The organism is Microbacterium sp. ZXT2-5 (genome assembly GCF_055329545.1).
This window is the reverse complement of record NZ_JBUZWD010000001.1, coordinates 1,476,146-1,495,313: the sequence shown is the minus strand read 5'-3', so window position 1 is coordinate 1,495,313 and position 19,168 is coordinate 1,476,146. Positions and strand designations below refer to the sequence as shown.

The 19,168-nt window shown below is 64.5% G+C and carries 14 protein-coding genes; 9 read left to right on the top strand and 5 right to left on the bottom strand.

The features are described from left to right. Positions 1-6: 6 nt before the first annotated feature. Positions 7-1,344, bottom strand: a complete 1,338-nt coding sequence (locus ACZBH1_RS06500; RefSeq protein WP_463645861.1) for an MFS transporter — start codon at positions 1,342-1,344, stop codon at positions 7-9. Between the two features lie 104 nt (positions 1,345-1,448). Here ACZBH1_RS06500 and ACZBH1_RS06495 point away from each other — a divergent pair, with 104 nt between their 5' ends. From ACZBH1_RS06495 to ACZBH1_RS06480, 4 genes are all read left to right on the top strand, one after another. Then, positions 1,449-2,441: a LacI family DNA-binding transcriptional regulator gene (locus ACZBH1_RS06495; protein WP_378879226.1), complete on the top strand. Its 993-nt coding sequence runs from the start codon at positions 1,449-1,451 to the stop codon at positions 2,439-2,441. A 602-nt stretch (positions 2,442-3,043) separates the two neighbouring features. After that, a complete protein-coding gene (locus tag ACZBH1_RS06490; protein WP_463645860.1) occupies positions 3,044-3,556 on the top strand; it encodes a hypothetical protein in 513 nt (170 codons plus the stop codon). A 720-nt stretch (positions 3,557-4,276) separates the two neighbouring features. Beyond that, positions 4,277-4,669 carry a hypothetical protein gene (locus ACZBH1_RS06485; protein WP_463645859.1) on the top strand — a complete coding sequence of 131 codons (393 nt, stop codon included), beginning with the start codon at positions 4,277-4,279 and terminating at the stop codon, positions 4,667-4,669. After that, positions 4,666-5,067: a hypothetical protein gene (locus tag ACZBH1_RS06480; RefSeq protein ID WP_463645858.1), complete on the top strand. Its 402-nt coding sequence runs from the start codon at positions 4,666-4,668 to the stop codon at positions 5,065-5,067. Before ACZBH1_RS06485 ends, ACZBH1_RS06480 begins: the two co-directional genes overlap by 4 nt. A gap of 111 nt (positions 5,068-5,178) precedes the next feature. Here ACZBH1_RS06480 and ACZBH1_RS06475 read toward each other — a convergent pair whose 3' ends face one another. Further along, on the bottom strand, positions 5,179-5,676 hold the full coding sequence (locus ACZBH1_RS06475) for a hypothetical protein (RefSeq protein ID WP_463645857.1): 498 nt from the start codon (positions 5,674-5,676) through the stop codon (positions 5,179-5,181). A gap of 198 nt (positions 5,677-5,874) precedes the next feature. Here ACZBH1_RS06475 and ACZBH1_RS06470 point away from each other — a divergent pair, with 198 nt between their 5' ends. The 3 genes from ACZBH1_RS06470 (at position 5,875) to ACZBH1_RS06460 (ending at position 11,674) form a co-directional block, all read left to right on the top strand. Further along, complete coding sequence (locus ACZBH1_RS06470) at positions 5,875-8,433, top strand: DUF4062 domain-containing protein (RefSeq protein ID WP_463645856.1); 2,559 nt, start codon at positions 5,875-5,877, stop codon at positions 8,431-8,433. Between the two features lie 605 nt (positions 8,434-9,038). Further along, positions 9,039-10,733, top strand: coding sequence for a hypothetical protein (locus ACZBH1_RS06465; protein WP_463645855.1), 1,695 nt, complete (start codon positions 9,039-9,041; stop codon positions 10,731-10,733). 8 nt (positions 10,734-10,741) lie between these two features. Further along, positions 10,742-11,674: a lipase family protein gene (locus tag ACZBH1_RS06460; protein ID WP_463645854.1), complete on the top strand. Its 933-nt coding sequence runs from the start codon at positions 10,742-10,744 to the stop codon at positions 11,672-11,674. Between the two features lie 293 nt (positions 11,675-11,967). Here ACZBH1_RS06460 and ACZBH1_RS06455 read toward each other — a convergent pair whose 3' ends face one another. Further along, positions 11,968-12,432: a hypothetical protein gene (locus ACZBH1_RS06455; protein WP_463645853.1), complete on the bottom strand. Its 465-nt coding sequence runs from the start codon at positions 12,430-12,432 to the stop codon at positions 11,968-11,970. Between the two features lie 233 nt (positions 12,433-12,665). Here ACZBH1_RS06455 and ACZBH1_RS06450 point away from each other — a divergent pair, with 233 nt between their 5' ends. Further along, a complete protein-coding gene (locus ACZBH1_RS06450; protein ID WP_463645852.1) occupies positions 12,666-13,346 on the top strand; it encodes an META domain-containing protein in 681 nt (226 codons plus the stop codon). 152 nt (positions 13,347-13,498) lie between these two features. On the opposite strand, the gene ACZBH1_RS06445 is transcribed toward ACZBH1_RS06450, so the two are convergent. Continuing rightward, positions 13,499-13,981: a hypothetical protein gene (locus ACZBH1_RS06445; RefSeq protein ID WP_463645851.1), complete on the bottom strand. Its 483-nt coding sequence runs from the start codon at positions 13,979-13,981 to the stop codon at positions 13,499-13,501. A gap of 679 nt (positions 13,982-14,660) precedes the next feature. Between ACZBH1_RS06445 and ACZBH1_RS06440 the strand changes: the two genes are divergently transcribed. Beyond that, complete coding sequence (locus ACZBH1_RS06440) at positions 14,661-16,286, top strand: DUF5597 domain-containing protein (RefSeq protein WP_463645850.1); 1,626 nt, start codon at positions 14,661-14,663, stop codon at positions 16,284-16,286. Positions 16,287-16,452: 166 nt separating this feature from the next. Here the strand turns inward: ACZBH1_RS06440 and ACZBH1_RS06435 are convergent, their stop codons facing one another. After that, a complete protein-coding gene (locus tag ACZBH1_RS06435; protein WP_463645849.1) occupies positions 16,453-19,083 on the bottom strand; it encodes a DUF4062 domain-containing protein in 2,631 nt (876 codons plus the stop codon). Positions 19,084-19,168: the final 85 nt, after the last annotated feature.

Below are 19,168 nucleotides of genomic sequence, written 5' to 3'. Positions count from 1 at the left end.
GACGGGTCAGCGGACGGAGCGGATGCGGAGCACGACGGCGCCGGCGAGGACCACCGCGACGGCGGCGACGATGAACAGCAGCGTGTAATTTCGCTCGTCACCCGTGACGCCGATGAGCAGGATCCCCGAGGCGACGAGCGGGGCGATGGACTGCGGGATCGAGGTGGCGAATCCGGTGATGCCCATGAAGCGACCGGCGTCCGTCTCTCGCTCGGGCAGCACGTCCAGCAGCAGCGCCTGGTCGACCGCGGCGAACAGGCCGAGTCCGACGGAGGTGATCAGCGACCCGGCGATGAGGAAGGTGATGTCGGTGGCGAACGCCTGCAGCAGCATCCCGGCCGCCATGATTACCCCGCCCAGCAGCACGAACAGCCGTCGCCGCTTCAGACGGTCGGAGAGGAAGCCTCCGCCGATGGCACCGAGGGTCACCGCGAGGATGCCGCCCAGGCTGAGCGAGGCGATGATGCCCGCGATGGATTCGACGCTGATGCCGAGGCGGTCGGCGAAGAAGAACGCCGTGTAGGTCGTGTTCAAGGTGATGCCGGTGTAGAAGAGGAAGCGGCCGAGCCAGTTCCACGAGAAGTCGGGGTGCTTGCGCGGGTTGTAGATGTACTTCGACAGCAGCTGAACGACCGTGATCGGATCCTTCGGCAGCGCCCGGCTGTCGTCCTCGTGGACGAGCATCACGAACAGCAGGACAAAGAGCACACCCACCGCACCCGGGACCAGGAACAGCAGGAGCGGGTCGCCGGTGAAGAACTGGGCGAGGATCACGCCGAAGACGGGGGCGATCTGCGTCGCGAAGCTGGTCAGGCCGGCGACCTTGCCGCGCTGCGACTCGGGCAGCCGGTCGGCGGTGGAGATCTGCAGGTTGCTGAGCGTGGTGCCCCAACCCCACTGCGCGAGGACCCAGCCCAACCCCACGATGAAGACATTCGGCGCAAGTGCCATCACGATCAGCGAGAGCACGCCCACGAGCATCCCACCCACCATGAAGGGCCGGCGGCGCCCGATCCGGGTGCGGGTGCGGTCGCTCCAGATGCCCATGAACGGCGAGGTGAGCATCACGAACAGCGCGCCGGCGCCGGTGATGTACCCCAGGTACTCGGGGTGGCCGGGGGCCAGCGTGTTGACGCGGATGGTGAGCGAGATCGCCAGCGGCGTGATGAAGGCCATGAAGACGCCGAACTGCGCCAGCACCATGAACCAGATGTAGCGAGCGCCCACCTTCGGCAGCTCGGGAGCCGGGTGGGCCGCCTCGTCCAGCTCCACGGCATTGGCCGTCGGCGCGGGGATGGTCGCAGGAAGAGGGGTGATGAGCGGTTCTTCGTTGCTCGGGGTCATTTCAAAGACTCCATTGTCAGGATGAGTTGCTAGCGCGTGCTAGTTGCTGATTCAGGATGCTACGGTATCTCCACTAGCACGCGCAAGTCGCACGAGGAGATCAGATGCCCGGAGCACAGGCCAAGCGAGTCACCGCGGCCGATGTCGCCCGATCTCTGGGCCTGTCACGGGCGACCGTAGGATTCGTGCTCAACGACACCCCCGGTCAGACCATTCCGGCGGCGACGCGGGACCGCGTTCTGGCGGAGGCGAAGCGGCTGGGTTATCGCGCGAACAGTGCGGCGCAGGCTCTGGCGAGCGGCCGGAGCCGGATCGTCCTGCTGGTGTTGCCGGATTGGCCACTCGACTACAGCATGCGGACGCACCTCGACGAGGCCTCGCTCGCGCTGGATGAAGCCGGTTACTCGCTCGTCACGATGACCCCGCATCCCGGCGGGCAGGCGCGACCGCTGTGGGAAACGCTCCGCCCTGACGTCATCATGGGTATGGCGCCGTTCACCCGGGAACAGCTCACCGAGATCCGCGCAAGCGGTGTGCAACACATCATGCCGCCGGTCGCCGCAGGCGAGGAAGGTGCTGACGGGGAGCTGGGCTTCGTGGACGGGCCACGGCTGCAGGTGGAGCACCTCATTGCACGAGGGCGTCGACGGCTCGCCTTCGCAGGGTCGGGCGATCCGCGGATCGCGGATCTCGTCGCACAGCGACGCGACCTCGCACGACAGACACTGCAGGCACACACGGGCTCGGGGTTCGTCGCCGAGGCCACGATCAGCGAGGACACCGCCGCGGACCAGCTGCGCGGCTGGATGGACCGCAGCGTCGACGGCGTAGTCGCCTACAACGACGACATCGCGGCCATGCTGCTGGGCGCCGCGCTACGGTCCGACATCGCGGTACCTGAACGGCTGGCGATCGTCGGACACGATGACACACCCCTCGCCAGACTCCTCGTCCCCGCACTTTCAACCGTGCGAGTCGACAATGCAGGTCTCGGCCGATTCCTCGCCCAGCTGGCACTCAGCGCAGCCACCGGATCCGCTCCTCCGCTCGCCGGTCCCGAGACCGACGCTCACCTCGTGGTGCGCGAAACGACCTGAACGAGACGGCGCATAAGGCGCGCCCATTAGCCCGCGTCGATCCGCGAAGCCTCAGACGGCCTGGCGTCGAGTTCGGGAAGCTCCTGCCAATCCTGGCGCCCTTTGTCCTCGGTCTGATCGCCAACAAGCAGAGTGGCGCGGCAGGCCCGGCCGGCTCCGGTACCTCCGCGGGCGGAGGCGGCATGGGGACATCATCGGTGGATTGCTCAGCGGCGGTGGCTCCGGCGGGGAATCCTCCGCGGGCGGCATTGACATCGGCGGACTTCTCGGCGGGCTCTTCGGCGGGAAGAAGTAGGTCCGTCCGCAGCGGAGCACCCCAAACAAGCATTCCCCGGCAGCGGCCGGACGCGGGCGGCCATCGGAGCGTTCGGTCGCCATCCGTATGCGGGCATTGCGCGGAAGCGGTTCCACGCCGTGCAGACGTAGCCTTCCGCGTGGAAGGCGCTGCCGCGAACTCTGCTGATGAAACCCGACATCTCAGCGATCGTTGTCTGGCCGATCCATCAAGTATCACTTTTCAAGATGGGATTTGAAGACAAACTAGACATCCAGCTAGCTGCACTCTAGTCTCGCTCTTAGAACGTGCATGAAGGGGAGACGTAATGAACGGCACACTCAGCATCCAGGGCGACCTGGCCCTCCTCAGCAAGCTCGCGTTGAAGATCGACGCCTGGTTTCCAGGCGCCCTTGAGACGTCGGTGGACTCCGACGCGTGGGGAGGTTGGACAGTTGATCGAATGGCACTGCTTCTTGGGCGCGTACACCCCTGGCAATTGCTCCTCGTGAGCTTCGTCGCTCGCGCCGGAGGAACGCGCAGGGATCCCGAAGTTCGCGCGCTGTTCTCCATCGGCGATAGCGGGCTCAAGGGGCAGACTGGTGCAATCTCCAAGCACATCGAGGCGATGAAGAAGACAGGTCTGCTCCCGGACGACGCGAGTCATGTCCTGAAGGTGGATCGCGCGGGCGCGGTGCCGATGTTCATGATTCCGACCGATCTCATGCCGATCGTCGAGGCTGCGTTGAACCTGCCGCAAACCGAGCGCGCCCTTGACGACGCTCGCCGCACGCAGCAACTCGACGAGCGCACCGCGCGTGCGACTGGCGAGGGTGGTTGAGATCATGGTCGAGCTTGTGGAACCCGAAGGACTTCGACGGGCGGCGACGCCTGGACACCAAGACCTGCGTGCGTGGCGATTTCGGGAGAGGTGGTGGAACGATGACACCTCCACTGTGCTGGCATGGGCCACGGAGCATGGCTGCGTATTTCACGAGGCGCACTGTGGCCACACCCCGAAGCTTGACGATCCCACAGCGAAGTGTCGGATGGACCAAGTACGTGCGGTCTTCGACCTCGAGCACGAGAAGGGCACCTTCCGATACTTCGGATTCTGCGGCCACTGCCTGACGGAACGCATCGCCCACTATGGGTGAGTGCCGGCCGAGCACGACCTCGCCCAACTGGAGACCATGCGGAGGTTGCTAAACGATCTCCGGGTTCTACGGGAGAGTCCGGACCAAGGCAGAGCTTGCGCGGAAAGTGGGGCGTTACGACAGCGGTGCGATCAGTCCGCGAGCGCTGGATCGTTTGCTCGGCTACTACCGTCACGCGCGTGGCGACGAGGAGGATGACCTCACAGCCTTCGTCGTCGACTAGCGCCTCCCCACGACGACCCTCGACGGACCGCCGCGGTGCCTCCCCTCGATGCTGACGATCCCGTTGCGTGCAGCGCAGGTAGAGGGACCATGGGGTGCGGCCGGAGCGTGATCCTGGGAGGCTCATGGTTGTGTCTAACGGAGAGCATCCCTCGGATTCGCGAGCTCAGCGGGAAGCTGAGGTGGCGATTATCGCCGCCCTCAGTGCGCAACTGGGCGAGCCGCTCGCGAAGACTTCGGTTCCGACGGGCAATGGCGGCCGGGTCGAGCTAGATGGTGCCACGGCCGATCTCAGCGTCCTGGTCGAGGCTTACGCGCATCAGGGAGCGCTTCGGGGCGGTCAGTCGAAGAAGCTCGCGACCGATGCGTTGAAGTTGACATGGATTGGCCGTCAGGTGGGTGCGAAGAGGCTCATCCTCGCGGTCGCCGACCACGCCGTTGAGTCGTACCTTCACCGACCGAAGGCTTGGCTGACGCAGGCGCTGATCGACATGGGGGTCGAGGTGATCCGCGTTGATCTCGACGATGCCACAGTGACCACTCTCCGGACCGCGCAGACGGTGCAATTCCGATGACCGACCATTCCGCAGCTGATTCCGGTCGATCGTCGACGGCTCGTGACATCATCGTCCGTGCTGAGGCACTCCGCCGACTGCCCTCAACCCGCAGCGATCTGGCGGATGAGCTCGATCGTGGGCTTGCCTTGGCGCGCGACGGTGATCCTGACGCAGCGCGGGTCCTGACTGCCGCGGTCGACGCGGTCGGCAACTTCAGACACATTGTTCCCGTCGATGAAGGTTTCGCGCTCAGCCTCTACGTGAGGGGACTGCTCGACAGCGCGTACTGGGCGCTGGCGTCGCCGTCCACGTCCCCCGACGTTGCGGAGCGCATCCGCGAAGCCGAGCAGCTTATCGCGCGGGGCCGCGAAGAAGGTGTCTCAGCCCTGGAGGCTGCACTGTCCGCGACTCGGTGACGGACAGACTCGACGATCCATATGCGGGCGATGCACGGTGAGGCACCGTGGCGTGCGTCGTCGATTCCCAAGACGGACACTCCAGGCAACCCCGACAGTTGGCGGCGCAGACTAACCAGCAGCGCCCCGTCGCGATCGTGCGGCGGTCTTCACAGCTTCGGCGGCATCCAGGAAGGCGCCTTCTGGGTCGGCGCCGGCGCGAATCCTCTGAATCGCGCCGGACACGAAGCGATCCTCGGACGCCACACTCGCGTTAGCCAGGGCGTAGGCCGCGTCGGCGACGTAGCGCGACGGAGCAATGCCGGCTCGGATCATGTACTTCCAGGTGTTCACCCGAATGGTAACGGCCTGCTCGGTTATAGAGATGCTCCCTGATGCGGAACCACGTTTGTTGACCGCTGCTGTGTACTCCGGGGTGCCGGGCGTGAGGCCACGCTGGGCTGCCATCGCCGTGGTTACTCGCCTCGCGAATGCGCGCCGCAAGTCTGCGGCTTCGGTTCCTTCCGTTTCACCCACGGCGTTGTATGCGAGGCGGCATTGGTCGATGACGGGGAGACGCAGGTAGTTCGCGAGCGATGAGCCGCCCGCGTCGTCGCTCTCATCGGTCATGCGGGGATTCTCCCAGAGTCGATTGCGGGTTCACAGTCTGATGAGTCCGTGATCGCCCCGAGCATCCTCAAACGGGCAACGCACGTAAGCGGGACGACACTAACCGTCTTCCGGCCGTTCGGTCGGCATCCCTAAGCGTGCACGACCGGTCCGCTTCTCTCGCTGGACAGTCAGTGCGGGCAGCGCGAGACTGGCCGCATGAGCGGGGTTGCCCGTGCGATTCGAACGCCGGATCAGCGCTTGCGGGTCTTCGTGAGTTCAACGTTGCGTGAGCTTGAGGCGGAGAGGCGCGCCGTCCGGGCATCCATAGAGCGATTAGCGATGGCGCCAGTGATGTTCGAGCTGGGCGCGCGCCCGCATCCGCCACGGGAGCTTTATCGCGCGTATCTGGAGCAGAGCGATATCTTCATCGGCCTGTATTGGGAGCAGTACGGGTGGGTCGCGCCTGGTGAAGCGGTGTCGGGCTTGGAGGATGAGTGGAATCTCGCGCCGGACATCCCGAAGCTGATTTATTTGAAGTTCAGCGAGAACCGGCAGGAGCGGCTGGAGGGCCTGCTGACGCGGATCCGAGAGGACGATCAGGCGTCATACGTCACGTTCCACGAACCGCACGAGCTTTCCGACCTTGTCACCAGCGACCTCGCGACCCTTCTGGCCGAGCGCTTCGACACGACGAGCCCGCGGCAAGGTCGACTCGGTGAACCCGAGGTTGACGTGGCGTCCACCGCGATGGTCGGCCTACCCACACCGCGGACATTGCTACGAGGCAGAGACGCCGAGGTCGCTGAGGTAACCCGCATGCTCGGCACCGACGAGCATCGATTGGTGACGATCACGGGTCCTGGAGGGATAGGTAAGAGCCGGCTTGCCGTCGCCGCAGCGCGCGCGGCGGATGCGCGGTTCCCAGACGGCATCGCGTTTGTCAATCTCGCCCCGGTGGTCGACCCACAGCTCGTCATGGACGCCGTCGCTAAAGCTCTCGGCGTGAGGGACCCCAGAAAGCGGTCACCCGATGAGGCAGTTCGTACTGCCCTCGGGGATCGTCGAATGCTCCTGGTTCTCGACAACGTCGAGCAGGTCGTGGCTGCTAGCCCGAGGCTGGCGGAACTTCTCGCCGCCACGAAGGCATCGATCCTCGCGACGAGCCGGGTCCCGTTGCGGGTCGGTGGCGAAGAAATCGTCGAACTCGGACCGATGCCCATCGACGTGGCAACGCAGGTCTTCCTGGAGCGGGCACAAGTAGCTAAGCCCGGCTTCCATGAAACCCCCGAAAACGCCGACGCAATCGCGTCGATCGTCTCTGCACTCGACGGCGTCCCGTTGGCGATCGAACTCGCGGCGGCGCGCATACAGGTCATGAGCCCTGGAACGATGGTCGAGCGGCTCGACCACACCTTGCCACTGTTGGCGGGCGGTGCGCGGGACCTGCCGGCACGCCAACGCACGATGCGTTCGACCATCGAGTGGAGCACCCAGCTTCTCGACGAGGTCGCACGTCAGCTGTTGCTGCGGCTGGGCGTGTTCCAGCGGGGCTTCTCTCTGGAGGCAGCCATCGCCATGGCCCAAACCGCGGACCCGACGGAGGCGCTCGACGCCCTGAGCGCGTTGGTGGAGGGCAACCTTATCCGCGAGCAAGACCACGGCGAACGGGCCTGGTACACGATGCCGGGCACCATCCGCGAGTATGCGCGAGACACACTCCAATCCAACGGCGATGCGATCAACGCGCGCGACCTGCATGCACAGTTTTACCTGGAACTGACCGGTCAGGCCGGGCGAGCGCTGATGACCGCCGAGCAGCGACGCTGGATGTCGCGACTGGTCGACGAACGCGATGAGTTGCGTGCCGCGATCAACCACCTCATTTCGACCGACCGGCCCGACCGAGCCATGGACTGCATGTGGCCCGTGCTCTGGTTCTGGTGGGCAGGTGACCAGCTCACCGAGGTCGCCGGATGGGCTGAGCGCGCGATAGACAGCGGGGCGCTATCGGGGCGGGCGCTTGCCATCGCTAGCTTCTACGCGTATTGGCCGGCGACGTGGTTCGGACAGTCGAACGCCTCGGTGCGGCGGAGGTTGAGGAACGCCGTCCAGTTCTTCCGTACCACTCACGATCCGCTCGGTGAAGCCGTCACGCTCATCGCCTTGATATCGGCCAAGTTGGCAAGGCCGATCCCCGACTATCCCGGTGCACTAATAGACGCCCGCCGATGCCACCAATTGATGGTCGCGACAGGTGACCCGTTCGGCCGCGGGTTCGCCGAGACAACCCTCGGGTATCTCTCACTGGCCCGACGAGATTACGCCGGCGCACGGCGACGATTCGGCCAGGCACTCGTGCTCTCGGGCTCGATCAACGACCAACTGGGTGCGTCGGTCGCGCACTACAACCTCGGATGGGTTGGGGTACTCACAGGCGATCTTCCTGAGGCCCGGCACGAATTCCTCGAGCAACTCCGCATGGCCACCGAAATGGACAGCGCCAATGGCGTCGCCTTCGCCATGGAGGGCTTGTTCGCCGTCGCGACGAAGCAAGGTCAAGTCGAACGCAGCGGGCTTTTCTTCGGGGCCGCCGAAGTCATCCGGGAGCGGAAGGGACTCTTCTACGATCAACGGTTCGCCCTGCATGCTCGGACCCTCCGCGCAGTCCGAGCGGGATCGACGGCCGAATCATTCGAGGCGGCCCGACAAGCCGGCCGGAAAGCCGACCTCCGCGACGTCATCGCGGTGGCCTTCAGCAGCGCCACTCTTCAGTAGTCCCGGCGCCGATCGGGGACGCGAGGATCCCCAAGCGAGCATTGCCCGCGAGCGGGGCCCGTTCGTGCGGTTGGCATCCTCAAACGACGCCCACGTGCGGGGGCCGGGAATCGCCCAACGGCGACGCTGTCTCGGCGGGCACTGATGTCAGGGTATCTGCCTCGAGCTGACAACGACTCCCTCTCCGACGCCAGAATTCGCGCCCGCCACACATGTGGCAGCCCGCACTCTGCGAGCTGAACTCCGAGCTGATGCACTTCAGTTGCGTACTCTTGCGGTACCTCCTCCCATAGGCGTTGGAGCACGGGTTCGACCGTGGCACCTAGCGTCACGTTAGGAAGGACACTCGCGCGGACAGAGTCAGGCCATCTTGCGACGCGGACGATGTCCTCCTCGGCAAGTAGTTCCGCGGTGTTGATCACCCGCGCGAAATCGAAAACGTCGCCTCGCGGAGGGTTCGACAGTCAGTTCGATACTGCGGACCCCAGCACCGCGCCCATACGGCGTGCCGCGAGCCGCGGGAGGGCTGCCGGTTGGGGGACAAGTGACACCAAGGCCGACTAGTGCCATCATTCCCACAGGGGTTCCCGCAGTGGGGAGCGATCATGGGGAAGCTTGCTGTGCTGTTGATCGGCGTGAGCCGAGTCGCAGATCTGAAGGAGCTGCAGGCGGTCGAGCGCGCGATCGACGACATGGAAGCATGGGCACGAACGCAGACGCCGCCGCCCGACATCCGGCGAGTAACAGACGCCGACGGCGGCGAGGTGACGATCGATCGTCTGATCGACGAAGTCGATTCGCTTTTGTCTGACGGGTCGGTGAGCAAGCTCATGATCTACTTTTCCGGCCATGGCTTCGCGAAGGATTTAGGGGAGTTCTGGTTGCTCTCGCGCGCCCCGAGGCGTTCCCATGAGGCGGTCAACGTCAAGGGGAGCGCGGCTCTCGCGGCTGAACTCCGCGGTCGACACGTGGTCTTCGTTTCGGATGCGTGCCGCAATCTACCGCGGGACCTCGATTTGGCGCACGTTACTGGAAGCCCCATTTTTCCTAACAAGCATGATGACCGCGCCGACGCGAATGTGGATGAATACTACGGCTGCTTGCTCGGGGCGGTGGCGTATGAGGTGCCCACCAAAGACGGGTCCGGCTACGACGCGGTGTTTACAAAGGCATTCGCGAGTGCGCTCCGAGGTAAGCCTTCGGTTTTCGTGGGAAGGGCGGGCGGCGAACGCGTTGTCAAGTGTCGTCGCCTCGCACAAAAGCTGCCTGGCTATTTACAGACCGTACTCGACGACCTCGGTGTACCTATTGAGAAGGACCAACAGCCGTACGCCCGAATTGTCTCGCCTGATCGTGAATGGATCTCTCGCCTGTCAGCGCCGGATTCGCCCCTCGCCCAAGAGGTCAGCGATGTCCCACCCGCCTACGCAACCGAAGTGGCGTCTCGCGTCCGCGAAGCCATCAAGGAAGTAGCCGAGGACCGTGCGGGACACGAGCACGGGCGCCTCATGCGAGCGGTCGCGCCAAGCTACGCCGAGCGTCTCATCGGTAGCCAGAAGCTTGGCATCGATGAGGCGATGTTGATCGTGACGGGACTGCCCCTTGCCGACCTTGATGGCGCAGGCTGGGAGCCATGGGGCGACGCCGAGCAACCGCATGAGGGCCACGCACAAGTTCACCGGCTTACGCTAGGCAGCCGCGACCGCCCAATCGTGCTTCAACTCGAGGACGGCGGGGTGCTGGCCTTGCCGATCAGCGAATCCACGGTCGTGCATGTGACCGCTATCGATGGAAGCATTTCGAGCGTCTCCTTCTTGCTACACAACGGCCGCTATCCCGAAGAGTACAGACGCGAGACGCTGCTGAGACGCGCCATTCGCGAAGCTTCCGAACTCGGCGTGTTCGATCCCGACGACGCCGACATTGATGAACTGATTCCAGCGATGCGTGGCGGCAAAGAACTCGATCCCACCCTGGCGCTCTACACGGCATATGCGCTCTTCACTCGTCGACGTAGAGCTGAGTTGGCCGACATGCGCTACATCCTGCGCCAGATGACTGGCTATGACTTCTTCGACTTGGCGATGCTCGATCGCGATAAGGAAATCGGACCATTCGGAGCGAGGTACGACAGGATGCCCGAACCCGGCTATCCGCTGCTCTCGCAGGGCTGGCCGTTGCTCAATGCCCTCGCGGAGCCATCGGAGCTTGCACGGGAACTCTTTGCGCTTCGTCGGCCGGGCTTATGGACTTCCTTCTCTCGGGAGGCATGGCAGCTACTACGGAGGGATGCGAAATGACTCGGATAGTGCTGATTCACGGCCGGCAACAGCAGAACTTGAATCCCGACGAAGAGAAGGAGAAGTGGATTCGCGCGATAAATGAAGGTTTGCGAGGGATCAAGTCGAGACACCAGGTTACTGATGAACAGGCGCGCCTCACCTACTACGGCGACGCGCTCGACCGGATCGTCCGCAATGCGCCTAGTGTCGATGTCATCATCCGATCAGCGCAAGATCTCGACGAAGACGAGGCGGCTTTCATCGTCCCATTCCTCGAGGCCCTCGCCCAGCGCATACCGCTTCCGGATGGTCAGCCCATCGATCGGCCGGTCGTTGAAAGGAACGCGTTAGCCAATCCGCAGGTCCAGGGCATCCTCCGTTGGCTAAATGCCCATTGGTCACCGGCCGGGACAGCCGCGCTCTACCTCTTCACCCACGACGTCTACCTCTACGTCACAAAGCCGCGGGTACGCCGGCAGATCGATAAAGGCGTAAGGAAGGCGCTCACCAAACGCGAGCCGATGATCATCATCGGGCACTCGCTCGGAAGCGTCGTGGCTCATTCGATCTTGAGCGATCTCGCGCGCGCCGAGGGTTGGCGAGTGCCACTACTCATCACAATCGGGAGCCCACTCGGTGTCGGAAAGGTGCGGGAGTCGCTGGATGAACCCCTCTTCCCGGAGGCTGTTGACTCGTGGCTGAACGCGCGCGACCCGCTCGATGTTGTGGCGCTGGAGCCCCTCGACGAGGATCACTTTCCGACGGACCGGAAGATCGAGAACGTCAACAACGTGAGAAATCGAAGCGAGGATCACCACAGTCTGGCCAGCTACCTCAGAGATTCGCGCGTGGCGAGCGGTCTAGCGGCTGCGTTGGAATTGATCGAACAGCAAACTCGCGCAGCTAGCGGACCGCTTGGGGGCGGGGCCGACACCGATGGGGGCGCTCCGCCAGCTTGAAGGCCGACGGCATCGCCCAGCTCGAACATCTCACGCTCTTGAACCGGATGCCGCACAACCTGGTCGCTCCGGAGATCCTCATGCGAGCAAACGCCCGGTAACCGACGCCAGCCGCGCATGCGCCTTCCTCGACTGCTTGTCCTCGTGGGACTTGCAGCCGTCGCGCGGACGGACCGTGACGGGCCAACGTGCGATTAGGTGCGGTGCCGAGCGTGGCCGTTGGCGGCAATTGGCGGGCAGCCGGGCCCTGGCGCTGAATTTGAGCGGCCGAATCGGCTCCACCCGGCACGTAGCTAACGGCCCTTGCGCCGTTCCACGAATTCGCGGAGTCGAGTCGCCGCCAAGCGCCCAGCGCTCTCAACTTCCTTTGCGTGATCCTCGGGTCTTTCGGATCCAGGCGCTTTGCCCGCGGCACGCTTGCCCATGCCATATGCGACGATACGGGCCACCCTGCCGTTGTACCGCAGCGTGGCTTGTGCATAGCCAAGTAGCGCAGACGCCGATGGCTCGTCCAGGTGGGCGCGAAGCGGCATGGAGTCGTGCAGGTATGCCGTTGGCAGCGGGGTTGGCGAGGCACGACCCGCGATCCCGATCGCCACCTGTATCTCGGTGATCAGTCCTTCGAGTGTCACCAACTCTCGGTGCTTGGCTTCGTCAGTTGCGATGCCCCGGGCTCGACGGAACGACCATTCCGCCGCGACCAGTGCGAGCAGACCACCGAGCAGGGCTCCGACAAGCGCTGCCCAGATCTGTTCCATATGCAGGACGGTATCTGGTCACCGCTACTCCTGGAACTGGCCCCGCGCCAAATGGAATAGCAACGAGAGAAGGCCAAGCCCGCGACTGACACGACGGGTCTCGAATCTTTCGCGTGTGGATCCCTATTCGCGCGACGCCCGCAAGCGGGACGACACGAACGTGCTGCAGGCCGTTCGGTCGGCATCCCCTTGCGGGCACAGGCCGCCGCGTAAGCAGCCGGTACGGTCGAAGCATGGAACCCGGGGCTGTCGCCGTGCGGCCGGCCGGCGCGTACCGATTGGCGCCGTGGCGGCTGATGATCGCCGCGACCCTCCTCCTGCTCGGAACCATCGCGCTCATCTGGCTCGCCGCCGTCCCCATCGGAACCGGCGTCTGCCCAGCGATCGATCCACCGCCGACGAACTGCCAACCGTCCTACCGAGCCGGGAGCGGCGTGGTGTGGACGATCGTCGTGATCGGGATCTGGGCTGTCACGATCACGGTCGCGTTGGTGCGTCGTGCGGCACGCCCGTTCGTCGTCGCAGGAGTAGTGCTCCTCGCACTCGCCCCCGCTGTCACTTACCTGGCCGTCGCGTGGAGTCCCGGGTTTACCCTCGCCGGTGCGCCCGCTGCGCCCACCGATGACCCCGTCGGGCAGTGGGGCGAGATCGGCGAGCGATCGGCCTACCTGACGATCCTCGAGGACGGGATCGTCACCGGCAGTGACGGATGCAACAGCATCGGCGGAACCTGGGCCTTCTTCGACGGCGTGGTCGAGTTCTCCGACATGCTCACCACGCTGATGGCATGCCCTCCCCGCGACACAGACCTGGGCGGGCCCGTGGTCACCGCGATCGCGAAGGGCGACCAGCTTTACGTCCTCGATGCAGACGGGGAAGTGCTTGGCGTACTTTCACGCGGTGCAGACGAATAGCAGCCTCGCCCCCAACCCACGAATCGACTGCGTCAAGCACACGGTCGCTTCCATTGCGGGCACTGCGCGAAGCCGGAACCATGCGGGCAGGCCTGAGGACGTGCATTAGGCGTTCCGATGCGTGCTGAAAGCTGCTCCCGGCGGGTCGGCGATCACACGTCGAAGCTGTGACTTTGCAAGTTGCCCCGACCTTCGCGGAGCCAATTGACCTTGAGCCAGTGACGCTCATGCCCGTTGTCCTTGCGAACACGGAGTTCAATTGACGACTTATGGGGCACCCGGACGGGAAGGCTGAAGTCCGTACTCACGCGGGTGAGTCCAGGTCGACCGACGATCGTCGTCACCTCAGCTAAGGCTCCCTCGTTGATCAGCCGCACGGTTTCATCGCCTTCTTTGGCCAAGCGCCACTGGAAGGTCGGATTCGCCGGGTGCGTGGTCGACAAGTCGTCCGAACTCTCGTCAATCCGATTCGTGGCGGCCGCCTTTCGCAATCGCCGTCTACGAGCGAGCCACCCGACCGCGCCCAGTACCGCCGCTACGACGAGTCCACCGACGATAGTTGCCCCGAGTTGCGTCTGCGACCATTGCCAGAATCCACTCCATGCGGCCTGGGTCGTGAGTATTGCAAACGACATGAGCGAACACTATCTGGCCATAACCCCCGAAGCGGCGTCGATCCGTATCCGAGCAACGCGCGTTGATGGGGCCTCGCGGGCGCGCTTCGGGTAGCGGCGAAATCCCGGATCTTCCTCAAGTGCGCGGTCCTCTGGTTTGCTGGGGTCATGTCGAGGAGTGGTTCGCGCGTTGCATCGGTGGTGTGGCTCGGCATTGCGGCGATCGTCGCCGTGGCTGTGCTTTTCGCCCCGGTGATCACCGGGGGATGGTGCGCGGACGCTCCCGTCAGCGGAACCTCGACATGCGGAACCTTCGAGCGCTCGATCGTCGGGATCGACACGTCATTATGGCTATGGCTCGCACTGTCCGCCTTTGTCGGCGTGATCACTGCGCTCAAGGCCCGAAGCCGTCGGTCGAGCCGGCCCTAGTCGATCCCTATTCGGGCATTGCCCGCTAGACGTCGGTGGCGAACGGCCTGAGCGCGTTTGTTCGACATCCCTGAGTGGGCACTGAATGCCGACTAGGTGAGAGCCGTCCCCGCGGTGGTGTGTGCAGGAGCTCGGTGTTGATGCGACGCGCGGGGTGGGGTGGTTCGGCCTCGGCATCGATGGTCGTGATGTCTTGAATTACGACCCGAAATGTTCGAACTCGACAAAAGCTGTGAGGCTGGATCGAGCGTCGAAGCTGAAGGGGTCGGGCATGTCATCTGGAACGAATCGCTGGGTCGTCGATCCCGGGACTGGCGGTCTCCTCAGAGGGACGGAGCCAGCGTTGCTGCTCGGCGGTCAGGTGCACAATTCCTCGAGTTCCTCGGCCGCGTCGATCCGTGAGTCTTTCGCGCACGTCCGGCGTATGAACGGCAACACCGTTCTCGCGCCCGTCAGCTGGGCACTCAGCGAGCCCGAAGAGGGGAGATTCGACTTCACGCTCGTCGACCACATGATCGAGCAGGCGCGGGCGTCGGGGTTGCGGCTGGTGCTGCTGTGGTTCGGTGCCTTCAAGAATGCCGCGTCGACCTACGCGCCCCGATGGGTCCGCACGGACGAGAACCGGTTCATGCGGGCGGTGATCGAATCGAAGCAGAAGGGCAGCGCGTTCCACTATCAGGGAGTCACCCCGACACCCGTCCTGTCAGTCTTCAGCAGCGACCTGCGAGAGGCGGATGCTGCGGCGTTCGAGGCGTTCATCACCCATCTCGCGGAGAACGACACCGACGACGTTGTGGCTCTCGTCCAGGTGGAGAATGAGTCCGGCATCCTGATGGACAGCCGCGACCGAAACGAGCTCGCCGAGAAGGCGTGGCGCGACACTGTGCCCGCAGATCTTGTCCGCGCCGCATCGGTCGCGCCCGCGGGATCGCCGCTCAGCACGCTGTGGGTCGATGCCGGACGTCGCGACTCCGGGTCGTGGGCTGACGTGTTCGGGAACAGCAGCGCGGCCGACGAAGTGTTCATGGCCTGGGCGGTCGCCACCTACGTCGAGGAACTCGCCGCTCGTGGCCGGGCGATCAAGCCGATCCCGATGTACACCAACGCTTGGCTAGGACCGCAACCGGGCCAGGATGAGCCCGGCCAATGGCCGAGCGGCGGACCGAGCAGCCGCGTCATCGACGTCTGGCACACAGCCGCACCCTCGCTCGCGTTCGTCGCACCGGATATCTACGTCGACGACGCCGATCCTGTCATGCAGACGTACGCCGCGACTCAACCGTTCTTCGTTCCGGAAAGCCGGCTTCGCGCCGGTGAGCTCGTCCGCGCAGTGGGCACCTACCGGGCGATGGGCTGGTCAGGATTCGGCATCGACGGTGCCAACCCCGACGGACAGGTCGCGGCCACGTTTGCCTACCTTGTCGCTCTCGAGACTGCGATTGCAGCCGCTCAACAGACTCAGCGGATCGCGGCGGTGGTCGTTGAAGGCGACGAGACTGCCGCCGCCGAAGTCGGCTCGCTCCAGATCAGCGCGCGCGGACTGAACAGCATCGTCAGGAACTGTCTCCTCGACGTCGGCGTACAACTACCCGACGAGGCCGTGCCCGTCCCGGACGAGACACTCCCGGGCGAACCTGTTCCCACCCCAGGGGAGCAGCGACCATTCGCGCTGATGTTCGCCGAAGAGGACGACACCGTCGTGATCGTGGGCCAAGGCGTCAAAGTCGATTTCAGGGCCGGGGGCGCCGGTCGAGTCGAGATCGACACCGTGACCGAGCTCCTCATCACCGACGGGCGGATCGAGGACGGTCGGATCCTCAATGGAGACGAAAGACTCCAAGTCGTGCCCGTCGACCACGTCGGTGCCGCCCGGGTGACGCTCCTTCAGCTGCCATAGCCCGCAACGGCTGTCGCATCGCAAGTAATCCCAGCAACCCGCTTCGTTGCGGATCCCTGAGCGGGCACTGGCTCAGACACCGTGGCGAGTGGTCTCGGCAAGGGGCGGCAAGTGATGCTGTTCTCGGCCCGGGCGGGTGACCTAGGTGGTCGCGGGCTGTGACTGCTTATGGGAAGCGACGACCGGACGCGTGCGACTGCGTGCCGCTCACCATGGCGTCGCTCTGACGGTCGCCTGGCCTCGCGGATCGGTTTGGGTCGCTCAGCGCCTCTTCGACGATCGTCGCGAGGTCCGCGTCTCTGCCGTCCTGCCTGGCGGCGTTGAACGGCTCGGAGGCGGGGGATGCCTCTAGCTGTGCGAGCAGATGCTGGTGGTAGGAGAAAACGGTGGGTCCGGTGATGCCCCTCCGGGCGCGGACGTCTTCAGCGGCCCCGAGCAGTCTGCCGGCGCGCTGGATGTCGCGGTTCATCGCGGCTAGCGCGAAGAATCCTTCCAGTCCGTATGCGATGCCTTCGGCATGCTGGACAGCCGTGGAGATGTTGAAGGCGCGTACGAATTGAATCCGCGCGGCACCGGGGTCGTTTTCGAGAATGCTCAACCAACCCAGTTCGCCGAGCGCTGCGGCTTGGGTGACCTTGTCTCCACCGCGCTCGGCGTTCGCCATTGCTCGGGTGAAAAGCTCGCGGGCCGCGGGGATGTCGCCGCGCGCAACTGCGACTCTGCCGCGGAGGAGCAACGCCATGCACGTCAGGAACTTGCTGTCGAGTTCGCTCGCGATCTGTTGGGCGCGTTGCAGGTGCTTATCAGCGGTCTCGAACTGCGGTGGGATGAGCGTCAAGGACAGAAGCGCGATGGAACTTCGTGCGAACATTTCGCCGAAGGTGTCTTGTTGGGCGACGAATTCGTCGAGGAGGCGCTCGTATTTGGGAATAGCACCGGGGTCGGGCGTCACCCAGATGTACGCGGCGGCGCTATAGAACTCCGTGATCAGTCTCGAGCGCGAACTGAGCTTCGATGCCATGTTCCGGAGTGCTTCGATCCATCCGCCGATTTCCATGAAGCGGCCCGAGACCCACCAGAACCAGTAGAGCGGCCAGATGATCGCGGCGACGGCATCGCCGTCTTCGTTGTGCAGATAGTGGTCCACTGCGGCGCGGATGTCTTCGAACTCGGTTTGCAGCCGCGCGATCCAGGGATCTTGGTTGGCGCTGACTAATTGCGGCTCAGCGCGCACGGCGAGATCGGAGTAGAACTCGGCGTGACGCTGGCGGATGCGGTCGAGTTCGCCGTGCTGGTCCAGTTCCTGCAGGGCATATTCGCGGACGGTCGCCAGTATGGAAAAGGAACTTCGGCTCGTCGGGTCTTGAACCTGCACGAGGCTGGAATCGACGAGTGCGGTCAGAAGCTCGACGCCGTCGTCGGGGAGGTCCTCGCTCATCCATTCCACGGCGTCCAGTTCGAATCCGGTACGGAAAACGGCCAGGCGAAGCAGCAGGGCTCGTTGCGGTTCCGTGAGGAGCTCCGCGCTCCACTCGATCGTTGCTCTCAACGTCCGTTGCCGGTCAGGATGATCGCGTGCCCCACCGGTGAGCAGCGGAAGGATCCGATCCAGGCGACCAGCGATCTCGGCGGGCTGCAGCACTCGAACCCGCGTGGCCGCCAGCTCAATGGCCAATGGGAGGTTGTCGACCGCAGCAGCGATCGACAGGACGTACTCCCGGTTTTCGTCGTTCAGCTGGAAGTCGGGCTTGACCGAGCGTGCTCGCTCCACGAACAGCTCAAGAGCGGCCGACGTCTCAATCGGCGCCAAGGTCACGGCCTGCTCGCCGTCGACGTGCAGAAGGATGCGGCTCGTGGTCAATACCGATATTCCGGTGGTGCGAACCAGGGTGCTGATCTCGCCTGCGGCGGCAATGACTTGTTCGACATTGTCCAGCACGAGCAACATTCGACGGCCGGCGAGTGCCGTCGTGACCTTCTGAGTTAGGGGGAAGTCGCCGGCATCCCGGATCCCCAGCGTCGCGGCGATGGTCGGAACGAGAAGGGTTGGATCTCGGATCGGTGCGAGGTCAACTAAAGCGACACCGTCCGGGAACGCGTCCTGCAATTCGCGAGCCGCAGCAATGGCAAGGCGCGTCTTGCCGATTCCGCCGGGCCCGGTGAGCGTGACGATCTTGCACCCGCCGACCCTAAGCAGATCCACGCACCGTTGCAGGTCGTCGGTGCGGCCAATGAGCCGGTTCAGCGCCGGTGGGGGCGCCGCCGGGGCTGTCAGGGATGGACCTTCCAACGACTTCAGTTGGACCGTGCGGTCACGTCGCGCTTCGTCGAAGCTCTCCGCAAGGAGCGTCGCCAGGTCCGATGTGACAAGGCCGTCGAGGTCGTCGGCCTGGTCGAATGTCACGTACGAGGCACGGTCCTCGCTGCGGATCCGGTCAAGAAGCTTGCCGAGGCGCTCTTCGCGATCGTTGCTGTTCTTGACGTAAATGAGAAGTGGAATCTCTGGGGCCAGACGGTACTCGTCCTCCAGTCCCGAGATCTCCTCGCCGGGGGCCACCCAACCGTACGACTCCCAATACACTCCGATGAAGATGTCCGACTGATCAAGGTACGCGCGATACAACGAGCGAGGCGGGTGCGGTCGAGCTCCCAGCTCGAACATCACGGGAGCCAACGCCATGCGCTCGATGACGTTACGGACTATGCGACGTTCCGCCGCCAGCTCGCGCAGGGTAGAACTCACAAACACCCGCAAACGCTGGTCGGGTGTCCGGATCACGCCGGCAGGCTCCGCCATGGCCGCCAGTATCGACCCGCCGCTCGCTGCTGTCCAGAACCCTCGCTTAGTATGCGCGGGTCTGCGCTGGCTTGATTCAGTCGAA